The 16,406-nt window shown below is 36.7% G+C and carries 19 protein-coding genes and 2 pseudogenes; 18 read left to right on the top strand and 3 right to left on the bottom strand.

Annotation, left to right across the window (positions count from 1 at the left end):
* Positions 1 to 17: 17 nt before the first annotated feature.
* On the bottom strand, positions 18 to 716 hold the full coding sequence (locus F9802_RS02740) for a YetF domain-containing protein (RefSeq protein ID WP_152149586.1): 699 nt from the start codon (positions 714 to 716) through the stop codon (positions 18 to 20).
* A 486-nt stretch (positions 717 to 1,202) separates the two neighbouring features.
* Between F9802_RS02740 and F9802_RS02745 the strand changes: the two genes are divergently transcribed.
* The 9 genes and pseudogenes from F9802_RS02745 (at position 1,203) to F9802_RS02780 (ending at position 8,733) form a co-directional block, all read left to right on the top strand.
* Complete coding sequence (locus F9802_RS02745; protein WP_152149587.1) at positions 1,203 to 1,790, top strand: hypothetical protein; 588 nt, start codon at positions 1,203 to 1,205, stop codon at positions 1,788 to 1,790.
* Between the two features lie 105 nt (positions 1,791 to 1,895).
* Positions 1,896 to 2,366 (top strand): hypothetical protein, encoded by a 471-nt coding sequence (locus tag F9802_RS02750; protein WP_152149588.1) that lies wholly within the window; start codon positions 1,896 to 1,898, stop codon positions 2,364 to 2,366.
* Between the two features lie 375 nt (positions 2,367 to 2,741).
* The gene (locus F9802_RS02755; RefSeq protein WP_152149775.1) at positions 2,742 to 3,707 is read left to right on the top strand and encodes a polysaccharide deacetylase family protein; all 966 of its coding nucleotides are present in this window, start codon (positions 2,742 to 2,744) and stop codon (positions 3,705 to 3,707) included.
* Positions 3,708 to 4,007: 300 nt separating this feature from the next.
* Positions 4,008 to 4,076, top strand: a pseudogene (locus F9802_RS20185) (S-layer homology domain-containing protein); the annotation flags it as partial.
* 48 nt (positions 4,077 to 4,124) lie between these two features.
* Complete coding sequence (locus F9802_RS02760; RefSeq protein ID WP_225435165.1) at positions 4,125 to 4,577, top strand: hypothetical protein; 453 nt, start codon at positions 4,125 to 4,127, stop codon at positions 4,575 to 4,577.
* 858 nt (positions 4,578 to 5,435) lie between these two features.
* Positions 5,436 to 6,194: a hypothetical protein gene (locus F9802_RS02765; RefSeq protein WP_152149589.1), complete on the top strand. Its 759-nt coding sequence runs from the start codon at positions 5,436 to 5,438 to the stop codon at positions 6,192 to 6,194.
* 41 nt (positions 6,195 to 6,235) lie between these two features.
* On the top strand, positions 6,236 to 7,021 hold the full coding sequence (locus F9802_RS02770) for a DUF4240 domain-containing protein (RefSeq protein WP_152149590.1): 786 nt from the start codon (positions 6,236 to 6,238) through the stop codon (positions 7,019 to 7,021).
* A gap of 536 nt (positions 7,022 to 7,557) precedes the next feature.
* Positions 7,558 to 8,100 (top strand): barstar family protein, encoded by a 543-nt coding sequence (locus F9802_RS02775; protein WP_191991736.1) that lies wholly within the window; start codon positions 7,558 to 7,560, stop codon positions 8,098 to 8,100.
* 102 nt (positions 8,101 to 8,202) lie between these two features.
* The gene (locus F9802_RS02780; protein ID WP_152149592.1) at positions 8,203 to 8,733 is read left to right on the top strand and encodes an SMI1/KNR4 family protein; all 531 of its coding nucleotides are present in this window, start codon (positions 8,203 to 8,205) and stop codon (positions 8,731 to 8,733) included.
* A gap of 43 nt (positions 8,734 to 8,776) precedes the next feature.
* On the opposite strand, the gene F9802_RS02785 is transcribed toward F9802_RS02780, so the two are convergent.
* Complete coding sequence (locus F9802_RS02785) at positions 8,777 to 9,142, bottom strand: hypothetical protein (RefSeq protein WP_152149593.1); 366 nt, start codon at positions 9,140 to 9,142, stop codon at positions 8,777 to 8,779.
* A gap of 126 nt (positions 9,143 to 9,268) precedes the next feature.
* Between F9802_RS02785 and F9802_RS02790 the strand changes: the two genes are divergently transcribed.
* Positions 9,269 to 9,949 carry a hypothetical protein gene (locus tag F9802_RS02790; RefSeq protein ID WP_152149594.1) on the top strand — a complete coding sequence of 227 codons (681 nt, stop codon included), beginning with the start codon at positions 9,269 to 9,271 and terminating at the stop codon, positions 9,947 to 9,949.
* A 987-nt stretch (positions 9,950 to 10,936) separates the two neighbouring features.
* Here F9802_RS02790 and F9802_RS02800 read toward each other — a convergent pair.
* A pseudogene (locus F9802_RS02800) lies at positions 10,937 to 11,089 on the bottom strand (Tn3 family transposase); the annotation flags it as partial.
* An 88-nt stretch (positions 11,090 to 11,177) separates the two neighbouring features.
* Between F9802_RS02800 and F9802_RS02805 the strand changes: the two are divergent.
* The 8 genes from F9802_RS02805 (at position 11,178) to F9802_RS02835 (ending at position 16,399) form a co-directional block, all read left to right on the top strand.
* Positions 11,178 to 11,612: a MarR family winged helix-turn-helix transcriptional regulator gene (locus F9802_RS02805; protein WP_152149596.1), complete on the top strand. Its 435-nt coding sequence runs from the start codon at positions 11,178 to 11,180 to the stop codon at positions 11,610 to 11,612.
* 65 nt (positions 11,613 to 11,677) lie between these two features.
* On the top strand, positions 11,678 to 11,848 hold the full coding sequence (locus F9802_RS19865) for a hypothetical protein (protein WP_225435166.1): 171 nt from the start codon (positions 11,678 to 11,680) through the stop codon (positions 11,846 to 11,848).
* 2 nt (positions 11,849 to 11,850) lie between these two features.
* Positions 11,851 to 12,192 (top strand): hypothetical protein, encoded by a 342-nt coding sequence (locus tag F9802_RS02810; protein WP_225435167.1) that lies wholly within the window; start codon positions 11,851 to 11,853, stop codon positions 12,190 to 12,192.
* A gap of 107 nt (positions 12,193 to 12,299) precedes the next feature.
* Positions 12,300 to 13,556 (top strand): MFS transporter, encoded by a 1,257-nt coding sequence (locus F9802_RS02815; protein WP_225435168.1) that lies wholly within the window; start codon positions 12,300 to 12,302, stop codon positions 13,554 to 13,556.
* Positions 13,557 to 13,797: 241 nt separating this feature from the next.
* Positions 13,798 to 14,097 carry a hypothetical protein gene (locus tag F9802_RS02820; protein ID WP_152149597.1) on the top strand — a complete coding sequence of 100 codons (300 nt, stop codon included), beginning with the start codon at positions 13,798 to 13,800 and terminating at the stop codon, positions 14,095 to 14,097.
* 393 nt (positions 14,098 to 14,490) lie between these two features.
* A complete protein-coding gene (locus F9802_RS02825; RefSeq protein ID WP_152149598.1) occupies positions 14,491 to 14,736 on the top strand; it encodes a transcriptional regulator SplA domain-containing protein in 246 nt (81 codons plus the stop codon).
* A 14-nt stretch (positions 14,737 to 14,750) separates the two neighbouring features.
* Positions 14,751 to 15,779: a spore photoproduct lyase gene (gene splB, locus F9802_RS02830; protein WP_152149599.1), complete on the top strand. Its 1,029-nt coding sequence runs from the start codon at positions 14,751 to 14,753 to the stop codon at positions 15,777 to 15,779.
* A 197-nt stretch (positions 15,780 to 15,976) separates the two neighbouring features.
* Positions 15,977 to 16,399 (top strand): pyridoxamine 5'-phosphate oxidase family protein, encoded by a 423-nt coding sequence (locus F9802_RS02835; RefSeq protein ID WP_152149600.1) that lies wholly within the window; start codon positions 15,977 to 15,979, stop codon positions 16,397 to 16,399.
* The last annotated feature ends 7 nt before the right edge of the window (positions 16,400 to 16,406 follow it).

Here is a 16,406-nt window from a genome sequence, read left to right on the forward strand (position 1 = left end):
GAGGAAAATTATTGAATTTAATGAAGAACATCATTTTTATTATCGATATATAATGTACCGTCCTTTTGAACTTCAGCGTAAAAAACGTCGGAAACAGAATGAATGCCGGCCGATTGCAATTGTTCGTCTAACCATTTCTTATCAAGATTCAACTTTTTCAAATTCTTTGTATTAATTTTCCCATCAGAAACAACAGACATAGAAATAGGGAAAACATCAGTATTAGATTGTTGAATGTTCATGTCACTTTTAATTAAAGGCTGCTTTGCTTCTTTTTTCATTACAGAGAGGGTGCCGTCTGTTTCAAAAATCGCATAATCAACATCAGAAATGGAAAATACATTTTTCTTTCGTAATAAAACGTTTAAAGAATCTATATCTAGTCGTACTTTTTGAAGAGCGTCTTCCATGATTTGGCCTTTTCTAATAAGAATGATTGGTTGTCCTACAATAGCATAACGGGCCTTTTTAGATTTTATATCTAAAAATCCGAGAAAAATGGTAAAAGCGCTCCAACCCACTAATGCTATCAGTCCATTACGAATGCTTAATGAGTTATCAACGGCAAGGGAAGCGCCAATAGTGCCGATTGAAATGGCGGATATAAAGTTAAAAAAAGTCATTTGAGAAATTTCTTTTCTTCCTATAAGCCTTGTTAAAGCCAATAAAGTAATAAAAGCAATAGCAAGTCTAAGCACCAGTTCTGTAACAGACATAATTAAACCCCTTTCACCTTGAAGGTAAATCATTATACTATTGTACCAACACTTTCAATTTTAATGTATTAGAGATTTTTTATTGAAGAAATAAAAAGTGCTGGTATGTCACAGTATGTTGAAACTCGACAATAGACAAGTGATGTTCCTTAATGAATTAACGGAACTTTCGTTCAACAAAAGTTGATTTTTAAACGACTTTCCCGATGCGCATTTTATAAAATGAATAATTATTCGACCACAGGAAAGGATAATAAAAACTAAGTGGGGGTATTCCTATTATGCTTCTTACTCCGAATGGGGCAATTAAATTCGGCATCTTGACAGGGGTCCTTGCCATGTTCCTGGACGCCGCGATTGGCCATGGACTATTCTGGAAAAACGACCCTTAATGGACTTACTGGGTTACAGATGCTTTTTTAATTACGATGATTATCAGCCTTGGAACTTCTATATCTGGGTATTGGTATTTGGCAGGGAATAGTATTGATTGCCATTCAGGCCTTAACGTTGGAAGTATACTATGAATTCCTTTCCCCTGTCGGTCTTCCACAAGAGCCTTTTTGGCTTTCTCATTATGATATATGGACGACTGGCTATCTCGTACATTATCTTGCTGGATTTTTGCTCGCATTATGGATTTGGCGTCGCCGGGTCCACATAAAAGAAATTATGGAGGGCATTAAGCCAAGGAAAATCGCGGTCTTTTCCCTTATAACGGCCGTTATTATTCTCCTTCTTGACGGATTAATAACACAAGCTTTTATATTCGGTGTCTACCCTGGGTTTACTTTTTTCCTGCAGAGACTCATTCTAGCGTTTGTTTTCTTGTTCTTGTGGAACAGTTATGTTGGCTTAGATACAAAGGGACTGTTAAGCGGAGCTGTTTTGCTTAGTTTATTATGGCTAACATACAACATGTATCTTGGTCCTTTGGGTTTGCCAAGAAATACCCCGATTTACCTTGGTTATAATGAACTCTGGTTTATGACATTTCCAGGAGCCTTAGCATCCGCATTAATTGGATTATTGATCACAAGAAGGTTTACGCCAATGGGGGAAAAGCTGTCATGAGACGAATTTCATTAATCTTATTAGTGGTTATGTTTACCTACTCAGAGTTTGGCGACGACTGATAGCAGCGGATCTCCGGCAAGCGTCAATGCTTCAGGTGAGGGGGTGATTGTTACCGGTCCTGATCCATATAACTTTGAAAAGACTAAGCCCATTAACGGAACGATTTCAATAAAAGTTAATGATAAGGGAGATCGCGGGTCCTCACTTCAGAATATAGATGAGTTAACAGTAGAGGCAAAGTTTTCAACAGATAAATCAGGTTATGAAGTAATAATCACCGAACCTATGGTTAACCATATTAACGGCAGAGACCCAACGTGGTTTGGAGTTGTATATAATCAACCAATGCATGGTGATACCAAGACTGGAACAAGCCACTTGCCAGAAATGGAACCAGACATTGCACTTTGGGGCTGGGCGGATGTTTATAAGGATGGCAAGTTAATTGAATCTAGAGCTCCAGCACATGTTAAGGTGATGGAAAAAATGCCTTTAAAAGGAGTTACAATGCAGGTCGGTGTAGAGAATCAGTCACTATCAAACACTACTGACGGTTATTTGCACATTCATTGACCGGGTATAGACCAACTAGTTTTACCAGAGAAACAGCAAAAAATCAGAGAATGGTTAGGTTGGAGTGGATTAATACTTCTAAACCTTTGGTTCGGTTGGCTAGCAGTAAGAGAGCCTTTAGTTGAAAACAGGAGAAGAAAAAATTAAATTTGCTAGCACTGGTTAGCAAAAACTATAACATGGCTGGAGAAAGCAAAAGGCGATTTCCCTCTTGTAATAGGGAAAATCGCCTTTTTACTTTATATCCCAAAATGGATGAAGGGAATGAAGAAGGCTTAAAATCCCATGTAGCATAGTCCTCCGGCGAAGGGGAAACCTAGTACTAACCAAATACAAAATGGAGGGTTTTCAATGATACAAGGTGATAGGAGAAGGATGAAAAGAAAATATATCATATACCTTATGTTACTTGCGAGTGCGTTAGTGTTGACGCTGGGAAACGTTGCTAACCCATATGCAGCTGTGCCCACAGAGTCTGATGCCAGAAGTGCCATCCCAACTTCCGCAAGGATGGATAAGGAAGGACTTTATAAAAAAATTGAAGCGTACAGCAAAAAGCATAAGGTTAAGCCAATTGATGCAAAAGTCGACAGAATATGGAAAGCGATACCCGGGTACAATGGGCTGGAGGTAAATAGTAAAGCCAGTTATAAAAAAATGAAGGCAAGCGGTAAGTTTGATGCAAACAAAGTCGTTTATAAGGAAGTATCGCCAAATGTTCATTTAGAAGATTTAGATCCCGAACCGATTTATAGAGGCAATCCTCAAAAACCTATGGTGACTCTGTTAATCAATGTCGCCTGGGGGAATGAATACATCCCGGGAATCCTCGAAGTTTTAAATGACCATCAAACCAAAGCAACATTTTTCTTTGATGGCAGCTGGGTTAAAAAGAACCCTGATCTGGCTAAGATGATTGGTGAAGAAGGCCATGAAATTGGTAATCATGCTTATAGTCATCCCAATCTCCAACAGCGTTCCGAGGCTGAAACCATGGAAGAATTGGAAAAGACAAATGATGTCATTAAAGAAACCCTCGATATAAAACCAAAGTGGTTTGCACCACCAAGCGGAAGCTTTAATCAGGTAACGGTTAATGTAGCCGACCAACTTGATATGAAAACCATTCTATGGACGGTCGATACGGTTGATTGGAAAAAACCTTCAACTTCAGAAATGGTTAGTCGAGTGGTTTCAAAAGTTGAGAATGGCTCAATGGTTCTTATGCATCCTACAAAGCCGGTTGCTGAGGGGCTGAAGACCATGATAGCGGATATTAAGGGGAAAGGGTACCAACTAGGAACCGTCAGTGATCTCATGAGTGAAAAACGTATCAATTAGACTGGGGCCGTACATGGCACATAACCGCGACCGTTTCCACATAGATTGTTGTCTTTCTCTTCATAATATAAATATATTGATGAACATGGTTTAAATAAAGGTGAGACTATCCTTTTGAACATGAAAAGAAACGATATTTAACACTTTCAAAGTTAAATGCCGCTTCTTTTTGGTTTCTTTAAAAATCACTTAAATCCAGAGGGAAATCACTTTTGCTTGAAATTTGTTAAAACTGGCAGCATTTCATTGCGCGGTTTGCGTATCATTGTTCTGAACTAGTTCTAATATGAAGCGGTTGTCAAATTAGCTGCTAACGGCATTGTTCAGGGGTACGGCGATACGTTCAAGCCACATAATTATGCTACCCGCGGCCAAGCCATTGCGATCATTGACCGTGCGCTTCATCAAGAAATAGGCATGGCAGAAGACATGGCAGCTGTCAGAGAAGTTGTGGATCGCAACATTCAAGAAGAACTTCAGTTGACGGAAGAAAAAAACATGCAGGCACTGGAAGCACTTTACCGCGAGACGACAACAGGTTACCACTTGTCTTATTCATTGGAAAGCATTGCACTGGTTGATGATGTTGAAGAATTAGATGGCACTATCTCAATGGAACAAACTGGCGTCCATTCGCTTGATATTGTGACAATCAGAAAACGGCTGGCAGAAGTGCGTGTTGACAGTCTGAAATATAAAGTATCGTTCACATCACCAGACATGTCTTTCACGATGAATATTAATGCATCCGGAACGGCTTACCTGAAAAAAGATACAGACGGTAAATGGAAGATCTATAATATTGTAGTAGACGAGGAGTTTGGAGAAGACTGGCAGACAGAAGTTTCTGCAGCGGCGAATGAATCCTAATCTCACCCTACCAGGGACAGAAGCTGTCAGGTACTCTATCATTACATGCAAAAGGCAAACAGGTGCAAATAACCTGTTTGTCTTTTTATTTAAAGAACGGATTTCCTTACAAAATCTGTGGAAAAGATTGTGATAATGGAGGCTTTTTTCTTCTTAAGCTAAACGAAGGGCAGAGTAGTTTTAGAGGAAAGACAAAAATTAAGAGTATTCGCAAAGGCCAAATATAAAGCATCGAATAACGATTTTTACACCTCTTTTCCATTGACTGCTCTACAAGGAACTGCTGTAATACACTATAAATTCTAGATAAATATAAAAGAGAAGGAGGAGGGATTTTTGGCGAAGTTCATTTATCTTTCGACACTCTTCGTTACAATTCTGTTCCTCGGATACTATTTTGATTTCTTTGGTTTTATGTTTGCGCTAATCGTATTTCTAGTTTCTTTTTTGCCTGTAATATATTTCATATCAAAAATTAAATAATTAAAATACAAGGAACATAGCTTTTCTCTTAAAAAACTAGCAACTAATGGTCTATAACATATTTAAGAAATACTGTTCCGATGTTGGAGCATCAAAACGGTCGTTTTATGATGTATCCTTTATCAATGAAGTCTTGAACAAAAATTTTGAAAAAGGTCAAAAAGTAAAAATTTGCTGGACCGGGATTGTCCTGGAATCTGCGCCAAGTCAAATTAAAGATACTCTACTTATAATGAAAAACAAATAATTATTATAAAAACAACTTTGCTTAAATTTAGATTGGTATTCTTTAAGTAACGGGGTTAGTTCCCTATAATAAAAATTTTTATGTTTCTTTATGGAAGAATAAATTAACCATTTCAAAAGGGTGATGAAGTGAAAGAATTTGAACGTATGATGGATGAATTAAAACAATTGATTGCCGATGAAAGAAGAAATTTACACATAGAAATCGATCATGAGAAATTGAGTGCTTTTAAAGAGACTATTTCAGAGTTAGCAAACATTAAAAATGAATATAAAAGTAATCTTTCGCAATTACGGAATTTAACAGAAAGGGAAGTTGGTCAATTTGAATATTCAAAGGGCGGAGAAACTATCCATAGAGGATACTACTGCCCAAGCCCCATTTATGATTTAATCGTTGGCAATGCTAAAAGAGGGAGACTGTTGAAAAAGAAACCTGAATTCGGAAAATATTCTTATGAATATGGATTCGATAATCAAGACAGGCTGATAAGGGTAAGAGGCGTAAATGAGTTTACTACACCAATTAGTCGTTTTGATGAGGAATATTTGATTTACGAAAAAGATATTATTTATTCAGTAGAATTTTCAAACACCGGAGAGATAAATGTAGTATCAAAATGTACTTATAATGATGGAAATATTGTTAAGTATGAACGAAGTCTAGTTATTTTTGAAGAGGACGCAGACCTTCATTTCGAGAAGTACTACTATAAAAACAACAAACTTTCTGAGGTAAGTATCTTTCAAGTAACACCTTCAATTGAAATGTACGGCGAGCAAAAATATACAGTAGAACTTAATGAAGATGAGCAAATAGTAAAGTTAGTAGGAGGCAGTATAGAAAATGGAATTCAAGAGAAAAGTGTTTTCAATTTTAAAAAATAATTCATTACTATATAAATATTGTGTTAAGGAGTGAAGTAGTATTGGAAACACTACTTATCTATAACGACGGCTCATCTAATAAATTCTGGAAAATATATGTTGCAGGAAACACATCTACCGTGACGTATGGGAAAGTTGGTACGATCGGGTCGGTAAAAACAAAAGAGTTTCAATCGGAAGAGGCCTGCCAAAGAGAAGGCGAGAAGCTAATTCAATCCAAATTAAAAAAAGGATATGTATTCGCGCAATCATCACATCAGATTGTAAAAGAAAGCACGATGACAGAGGCCCAGTTTTGGGAGTTATTAGAGACATGCAAGGAAAAGGGAGAAGATATAGATGAGCAAATCGAGTGGTTAGTTACTCATTTGTCGAGAAAGCCGGTAAAAGACATCGTGATGTTTGATTTTATTTTCAATCAATACTATTACAAGTCGTACACATCAAACTTGTGGGCAGCTGCTTATATCGTTATGGGAGGATGTTCAGATGATTGCTTTGATTATTTCAGAGCATGGGTGCTTTATCTAGGTAAAGAATGTTACGAAGCTGCCATTGAAAACCCTGAAACACTACTTCCTTATTTCAAGTTGTTAGAAGAGCAAGAAGAAATTCCACAGTTGGAAGAACTATTGTATGTAGCAAGTATCGCTTATGAGGAAAAGACGGGGTTTGACGATGAGAAGTATTTCAAGTTATACGATCAGTTGGCAAAAGATGATTATATCGAACCGGAATTGGAATTTGACTGGGATGGAGATGATGAAGAGGGATTGCGTAAAAAGTTTCCACTGTTGTGGGGTGCGTACGGAGAAAATCCGTTATAATTTTTAAGTTAAGCTTATTGCTCATTCTTTTTTGTTACGACGGAGCGGCGTTAGTAGAATAAGATACATATACAAAGCAGAGCAAACCTTTTACTTGGTTTGCTCTGCTTTTAGTGATCTCTATCTTTGAGGACAATAAAAAAGGGGAGAATAGGATTACGAGAAGCTAATTTATTGTTTAACGATTTTCAAAATTGTTAGAGCAGAAAGGAATAGTTGTACAAACATCATTTGATTTCCCGCCGGAAAAACAGCCTCTTGTGTTACCTAATAACCCGAATGCTCACGCCGCAATATACTTTCATGATCTAGATGGAAATTCATTAGAACTAATAATGACATGATGTACGTTGCATCCGTTACGGAAGATGTGACAGACGGCACCTTAATCACAGCGGTTCCTTTTTTGCTTGGTGAAATGATCTTAAACTTTTTTCTTTGTACTAAATGCCAGATTATCCGAATGGAACCGTTAGTGACCTAAGAGGAAAAGCGGCATATCACTATAAAACATTTAAAAGAATTAGGTGATGGGAATGAACGTAAACCTGGACTTTTTTTACAAGACAGCTTCTCCTTTTTTTCATTTATTCGCAGGTGAAGCCAGTAAGCTGGAAGGCTTTTTTAAAACAAATACGCTTGATGGCAATCTCCATGTCACTTTTATTAATGGGCGAAAATGCAGAACAACGAGTGTTCTTTTTAAAGAATTTCAAAGAGGGTTGCAATTTCCATCTTATTTTGGTCATAATTGGGATGCTTTTGACGAGTGTATAAACGATCTAGATTGGCTGGTGAAAGAAACCTATTTGGTGATCATTATAGATAGCCAAGAGTTGCTTACTAGCAAAATAGATCACATCTCGACTTTGCATGCTGATCACTTTTCCATTTTTGCTGAAACATTAATCAATACAGCTGAAGACTGGGCGTCTGGCCTGAATGATGATTCGCCTTCAGCAAAAGCTGTTCCTTTTCATGTCATATTTCATTGTCCTCAAGCATATGCCGATAAAATGCGCTTTAAACTTATAAAGCATGGGATCAAAGAAATTAATGAATTAACGATAGAAATATAATTTCTAATCGTGCAAGAAATTTTCTCCTGATAGGCTCCATAGCGGCAAATGGAAAAATCAAATCACTGGTAAATTTATTAAAAGAAAGTGATGATAACATAAATGGATTATAGAGCAGAAATTTTACACATAATTGAAAAGGAAAAAATGCTTGGTTTCAAAACATTAAAAAATAAAACAGTATTAATTAACAAGACTTACGAAACAGGTGTAGAGGGCTGGGTACATCATATTTTTCATCCATTGCTCCCAGCTGATGTAGATTTACTTGAAAACGAGAGTAAGAAAAGGTTCCCTGAATCATACAAAAATTTTTTGTCTCTATGCAACGGAGTTTTTCTTTTTGGGGGAAACTTTTATATTTATGGGAAATCATTTTTAGAAAAAGGGATGTCTAGAGAAGAACAGTTGTACCAGCCATATGATTTAATTGAGGAGACTGAAGATCCTCCTTGCCAAATTCCTGATGATCTGTTCTATTTTGGCGGAACTCCTAAAACAATATTTGCTATCGAAGCTGCTGGGGGTGTGGTTGAACTGACGAGAAGGTCAGCAAAGCTCGTTTCTCGCTATGAAAGTTTTGATAGCTGGTTAATAACAAAAATGCATTCAACCACAGTGTTCGGGAGCTAAGCTCCTACTAAGCTAACAGAAAGAGTATCAGCTTGAGTAGTGATTAGCTGATACTTTTTTTCATATTACGGAGGGAATGAAAAAGAACAATTGGTTCCCATTCGCCAGTCCCATGTTCAGCAGTTAGTACTGGGCAGCTTTCTCGAGAAGTATCGACAATTAAAGGATCTTCAAGATCTTCTTCATAACCAATGACTATCCACTCCTCTTGCCAATCACCTTTAGCTTTGCCTGTCAATGAATTTCCTCGTTCATCTACGCTGTAACCTAATTGTTCGGCTTCTAATTCGTTCTCTTTGAAAAGAATAAATGTTAAACAAACCGATTCATCTTGACTCAAGATATTGACTTCATCACGGTGTATGCTGAGCAAAAAATTCTTCAAATTATCAATTGCTTTTTCAGACAATAAGATTTCCTCCTCTGTTTACTATGTAGTTGATAAATTGATTATATCATTATTAACGGCCAGACGTATTCGTACGACGCCAACGGCAACCGCACAAAAGCCAGCAAATAAAGAAAGGATGATTGAATGTTAAGTATTCATTTTAAGGACTGGGGGAAGAAGCGTCCCAAAAAGCATTATAAGCGTTTACATGAGATGAGAATTTTCGAGTTGATCTTTTCGAAAAAACTGAGTGAGTTAGGAGTAAAATTAGGTGAGTTTGACACCATTATTGTCTACTGCCTGGCAAATCCGAATAAGACATTCTCTTATGATAAAAATTATGCTCTTGAAGAGATTAATGTTTTAATACCCTATGATTATATGTCTTTTTTAAACTTGGATTCTACTCAAGCCAAATTTCAAGTATTTACCGAGTTGGTTCGTCTGTACATCGTGCCGATTTTGGAAAAATACTCAACATTATCGCCATCAACTATTTCAACGTATGTAGAGGAAGCACTTGAGGAAGTTGTTAAACAAAATTATGAAGCCGTTTTTTTAGTTGGCAAAACACCGAAGAAAAGTCCTAGCCGCAAGAAATTAGCTATTTTAAAAGGGATTCATCGATCTGAAGGTTTTCAGTTGCGCTGCGAGGTTTATAATGAGAAAGGGATGAGAGTAATCGACCAATTATTAGCAGAGGACGTCGGGAATGAAATGGTATATTCCAGGTTTTTAGGGACAATCAAATGGGAAAATGAGCATTTAATTATAGTAAGATCAAAATCAAGCCAATGGATGGAAGAAGTACATGTTACCAACTAAATAATATAGTGAGCGTATTATTTATTAGATTGAACCAAAATGTAGAAATGGGATGAAGTTTCTATGAGAAAGTTTGTAAGAGATTTTTTTATACTTTTTATTGGGATAATAGTGTTTAGTATAATTCTTGAACCTTCTGATTTACCATTTCAAGAAATAATACGGAAAGAAGCTTTTAATTTAGATTTTTGGGGAATTGTTCGTGCAATAGTAATGTCTTTGACATATGCTTTAATATGGTCGTTCGCTCGAAGAAAATTTGAATAAATAAGATATTTCTAATGATTGCTAAAGTCAACGTTTAATTGACTTTTTGAGGTTGCACATCCGAGGTGGAACGATGAATCAGAAAGTATTGATCTGTATTAAAGTACAATTTATAGGAACTGAGATGATTATATGTACTTATTAAGACTACCGTTTACTCGCTGGACAATTTTTTGCGCGATTATTTTAGTGCTATTATTTACGAATTATTTAGGGGTTTTCACTTTTTTTGTATTAGGTGCAGGATTTTCAATTTTAGAGAGTTATTTAACTAAAAAGAACTTTGATAAAAAGACAGGGAATAAGTTCATTGACTATGGATGGAGTGGATTATGGTTAATTACGTTAGCCATTATTTTAACCTTTGTCTTTAAGTAAATATGAAAAAAATGAGGGGTTGTTTTCTTCTTAAACGAACGGATGCGTTAGTTGAAGAAGGATGATAAATAATATTCGTAAATATAAGATGTGATTAGGTAGGGAGGATTTTAAGTAATGAAACCACACTCTAAGGGGTTTATTGCTATCTTTGTAGCAGCAATCCTAGGTTTTTTAACAGCTTGGATTCGTTCGGGTACATTGAATGTTGAATTTATGCTCTATTGGTTTTCTTTTATTTTTGGCGCCTATCTTCTGATCTCTTTGTATTATAGTCGGAAAAAAAGTTAAGTTTGTTGTTTAACAGGTCAGGTTACTTTAATAAGGGGTAGCGTCAGGAATAGAGTAAGAACCTAGTTTCCCCATAATAAGTGATGCTGAGACAGTACCTTCTCTTATAGAATGGGCTAACCGCAAAACATCCTCATAATTTTCTTTTATCACCTTTGTATTTATTTGGCCACGTAAAATGTTTTCTAGTTCCGTAAAATCACTTGTGTACAAATCACTTGTATACAAAACATCTTTGATGTATTATATTCTTATTATTCGGAAAATTTTAACTAATAATGGTGGGAGATTCATGGAAAAATTCGATATCTGTGTTCATTTTCTTCTAGGGAAAGCTTTGCAAAGAGTGAATCAAGTGAGTAAATCCAAACTATCCCCGTATGGTGTGACACCTGTTCAATATGCGCTGCTTCGTCAATTGTGGAAAAAGGATAGACAATTCAGTTATGAATTAGCTGAAAGACTTCTTCTTGACAGTGCAACCATAACAGGTATCATCGACCGGTTGGAACATAACGGATTTATTGAGCGGCGCGTTGACCCCGATGATCGCCGGAACAAGCTAGTTTTTTTGACAGAAAAGGGGAAATCTTTGGAGGTTCTATTGTGTCAGAAGATGGATGAAATGAATAAAGAAGTAACGTCCGAATTTGCTGATGAGGAGATTCGACTATTTAAGAAAATGCTTTTTGACATTGGAATAAGTAATAAGAATACGGAAGGATAATAGGAATAATTTGTTACTTGTTTAATATTAGTATGTTTATCATAAAAAAGATGGGAGAGAAAAGCATGATAAATGTGTATGAAAGAGAGGGTGTTATTTGTGTAGAGGGCAGCAATGGAAAGTCTGGTCACAAAGGCAGAACGGTTTATGTATTTTTAGTAGACGGTATGTTAATTGATACCGGATTCAAACACATTATCATGAAGAAACAGGCAGGTTATTTACAGGTGACTTAATTGTGGCACCGAAGACAAAGGTCATTATGGATAGTGAATCAATTCCCGTGATTATGGACTCCATCCGAACGTTGCTTTCCTATGATTTTGGACCAATGTTTTGCAGTCATGCTGGGTACATACAGGACGGAAAAAAGATGTTAAAACAAAAGTTAAATTATCTTGAGAATCTTTGTGAGGAAGTGAAAGATTTTCATAAACAAGGACTCTCAATTAATGAAATCAATAAAAAGCTTTTTCCGAGGAAATACCCAATTGTTGAAGTTTCCGGGGGTCAATGGGACTCTATTCATATCATCTCTTCCATTGTTTCAATGAAAAGCTCATTCAACCCTAACATGTAAATTTATTATGTTAGATATTATTCCAAGTACACTTATTTCATATTTTTATAGGTTTACTATATATTAATCGCAAAACTGTTGATACCTATCGCTAAGGGGGCAGCACTTTGATTAAAAATGGCAGACATACATATTATGGGTGGTACATCGTTGCATCGGCATCCGTGATTGTTTTACTTACCATGGGATTACGGATGGGGATCGGTCCATTTGTTACGCCGATGATGTTAGATTTGGCATTGTCTAGAACAGAGTTTTCACTCATTGTTTCAATTGGAATGATTGTTTATGGATTAGGGATGCCTCTGGCTGGGTCTCTTTTAAAACGTTTCAGCACCCGTTTCGTCTTGTTAACCGGCTTGATTACCGTTTGTGCATCGATAGTATGGACGATAAACTCAAAAGGATTGTTTTCGTTTCTTCTTTCTTTCGGTATTTTTCTATCCCTAGGCCTTGCTTTTTTAAGCAATATTACTTTGGCACCGATCATTACCAAGTGGTTTGTTCAACAAAGGGGAAAAGCCCTCTTTTATCTGTCCACAGGTGGAATGGCAGGAATCGCTGTTATGACACCAGTTGAAACCCTGCTAATTCAGCTGGTCGGGTGGCAGCAGACACTTCTAATATTTGCAGGGGTGTTCATTTGTGTCGTGCTTCCCTCAGCTATCTTCGTCATGCGGGAAGACGTACCAGAGGGGGCAGATGATGCTGCAGCTCGTGGGGGGAAAATCAAACAGGACATCCAACTGGAAATCTCATGGAAAGATGCTGTTAAGACACGGGCCTACTGGCAAATCGTCATTGGAATGTTTGCCTGCGGTTTTGGTATGAATCTAATAGGGTCCCACGCAGTCCCTATGTTGGTGGATCATCATTTTGAGCCTATGACTTCCTCATTCGGCGTTGGAGTAATTGGGGTTGTAGCGATATTTAGCACTTTATTCTTGGGATCAATCTCAGATCGCTATCCTCGAAAAAACATTCTCTTTTTGGTCTATTTTGTTCGAGGGATGGGGATTCTTGGCTTAGTATTAGTGGCCACTCCCTGGCAACTCTATTTAGTGGCAGCTACCGGAGGATTGGTGTGGGCAGGGTCGATTGCCATGACCTCTGCGATTCTGAGCGATTTATATGGGGTTCGTTTGCTTGGGATTTTAAATGGATGGGCTTTTTTCGGGCATCAGATCGGAGGAGCAATCGGTTCATTTATAGGCGGCTGGGGATATGAGACGTTTGGAACTCATGTATTAGCATTTGGACTAGCAGCTTTTATTTCTCTTATTGCTAGTGTTGCTTCTTACTATTTGCCTGAAAAAATTACATTTCCTAAGTATATTGAAATAGGTCATGGACGTTCCCTATGAAAGATAAACTATTCATTTATGAAATCACGAAAAACCTAATTTCTCAGTATTAAATAGAGAAATTGGGTTTCCTATATTGGAATTTCCTTATCGTTGTAAATCGACAATTTCCTAACCTTATCCTAATAAGGGGAATGTTAGAATAAAGTTATTAAAGAGGGGATGTAAAAGTTGGCTATTTGGGGAAAAGTTAATTACCGCTATCATTTCTGCCATTATTTTTTCTTTATTAGTATCCTACATGAATTATACTCCAGTAGCAGAACAGCAAGAAGCGGTTGGATATTGGTCATATTCAGGGCTGTTCTCTGTATATACAATGTATTCTTTGCCTATGTTTTTGATAGGAGGCATTATTTTTTCCATGTTAGCAGATTTCATCATTGGTAAGATTAAATTTAGCACAAAAGTTTATAAATATATCGGTGCAATTGTTGTATATGGAATTGGCGGTGTATTAGTCAATGTATTTTTTTATATCGCGCTCTTTGAAGAAGGAGAAAAAGCCGAATCTCGATTTAAAAGTTTGCCGGGACTATAATGTGCATGGCAAAATAAAAGTGCAGAATGTTACAAAGAGAAAGTGTAAGCGCCTTAAAGAGGCGGTGGGCATGGGGTACAGCCAAGCCTTGAAGCTGCAGGCTTCTGGGCATATTATTGATGCCCATAGAGGCTCTGTGTCAAGTTGATCCAAAGAGTGTTGACCTAGTCAATACTCTTATTTTCTTTATTTGACAGAGACGTCATCTCCATGAAACGACTGGATGAAGCTGTCAAAAAATAGAGAAGAAGTTCTTAAAGTAATAGATAAATTGAGACAAAAAGTTTAGAGCAGATTTTCATACTTGTTGAATTTGCTCTTTTTATATTCAAGTAATCATAATTTTTTCTTCTGAAGGCAAAATATAATAAAAGCTATAGGAAGGTGATGAATATGGAATTGAATAACGAAAATAGTCGTTTCGATAAGGGAGATATTGTTTATGTTTTTTATCGAAACCCCCACACGCAGGATGTAGCGAATATACAGGAAGCGGCAGTTGTGAATAATCCTGAGAATCCGAATGAATTAGCTTTATTTTTGTACGAGACTTACTACCCGTTAACAAATGAAATGGCTGTATATTCAAGTGAGGCAGAGGCAGAACAAGCCTATCAACATTATTTTGGGAACTATTAAAAGGGGATGATGGAATGATTAAACCGTTTACACCCCAACTCGTATACTTTGAACCAAAAGCTTTGGATTATCCACTAGGGAAGGAGCTTAAAGAAAAATTTGAAAAGATGGATGTGGAAATTCGATATACGACATCCCATAATCAAGTAAGGAATCTTCCTGGTGAAAATGATTTTCAAAGGTATCGTATTGCAAAGTCTACATTAGTAGTTGGAATAAGAAAAACCCTCAAATTTGATACATCAAAGCCTTCAGCTGAATATGCTATTCCTTTTGCAACAGGCTGTATGGGTCATTGTCATTATTGTTATTTACAAACAACGATGGGAAACAAGCCATATATCCGTACATATGTGAATGTGGATGAAATTTTGGAAGCTGCTGATCAATATATGGAAGAACGTGTGCCCGAAATCACAAGATTTGAAGCATCTTGTACTTCTGACATTGTAGGAGTGGACCACCTGACACATACGTTAAAGCGGGCGATTGAACACTTTGGAAAATCGGAGCATGGCAAGTTGAGGTTTGTCACTAAATTTCATCACGTTGATCATTTACTCGATGCAAGGCATAACGGAAAAACAAGATTTCGATTCAGTGTAAACGCCGATTATGTTATTAAAAACTTTGAGCCAGGAACCTCTCCTTTAGCAAAGCGTATAGAGGCAGCAGGAAAAGTAGCAAGGGCTGGATATCCACTAGGGTTTATTGTGGCACCTATTTACCTTCATGAAGGGTGGCAGGATGGTTACTATCACATGTTTGAGCGTCTCGATGCAGAATTACCTGTTGAAGCAAGGAAAGATATAACATTTGAATTCATTCAACATCGTTTTACAAAGCCGGCCAAGAAAGTGATTGAAAAAAATTATCCTATGACCAAATTAGAATTAAATGAGTCAGAAAGAAGATATAAATGGGGTAAGTACGGAATAGGCAAATACATTTATCAAAAAGATGAAGAAGAGGATATAAAAGAACATCTTTATTCCTATATGGAGAAATTCTTTCCCAATGCAAAATTAGAGTATTTCACATAAAGCAAAATTCCATCTTTGGTTTTTATTGTTCGGGTTATAAATTTTACATCCAGTCTAATGAAGCAGTCTAGGCCTTTGTAAAGATAAGTTAATCGATCATCATCATTACTCAATTCTCATAGAAGAAAATACAAAGAACTGGAAGGTTTAATTTCAAGGATAAGTGGCACAGTAACATAGAAAAGGAGTGAAAATCAATGAGCCAGCAAGAGTTAAAAAAGCAAGTCGTGAAAATTATCTCTGATCATAGAAAGGGCGTCCTTTCAACCGTTGAAAATAACAAGCCTTATTCACGATATATGACGTTTTATAATGAGGACTTAACACTATTTACGCCAACGAAAATGGATACCGAGAAAATAGATGAAATAGAAAAGAATCGATCCGTATCCGTCCTGTTGGGTTATGAAGAAAAAGGATTAAGCGATACGTATGTTGAAATTTCTGGAACATCAATAGTTAATGATTCGCAACATTTGAAGAAACAATTCTGGGATGAATCATTTAAAAAATGGTTCGACAGCCCTGAAGATCCGAACTATGTGTTTCTACAAATACAACCTGAAACTATCCGTATCTTAAACAATAATGGTGAACCAGCCCAAGAACTTCATTTGTAAAGTAAAT

It is taken from the genome of Bacillus aerolatus, assembly GCF_009183655.1.
GTDB lineage: Bacteria > Bacillota > Bacilli > Bacillales > Domibacillaceae > Pseudobacillus > Pseudobacillus aerolatus.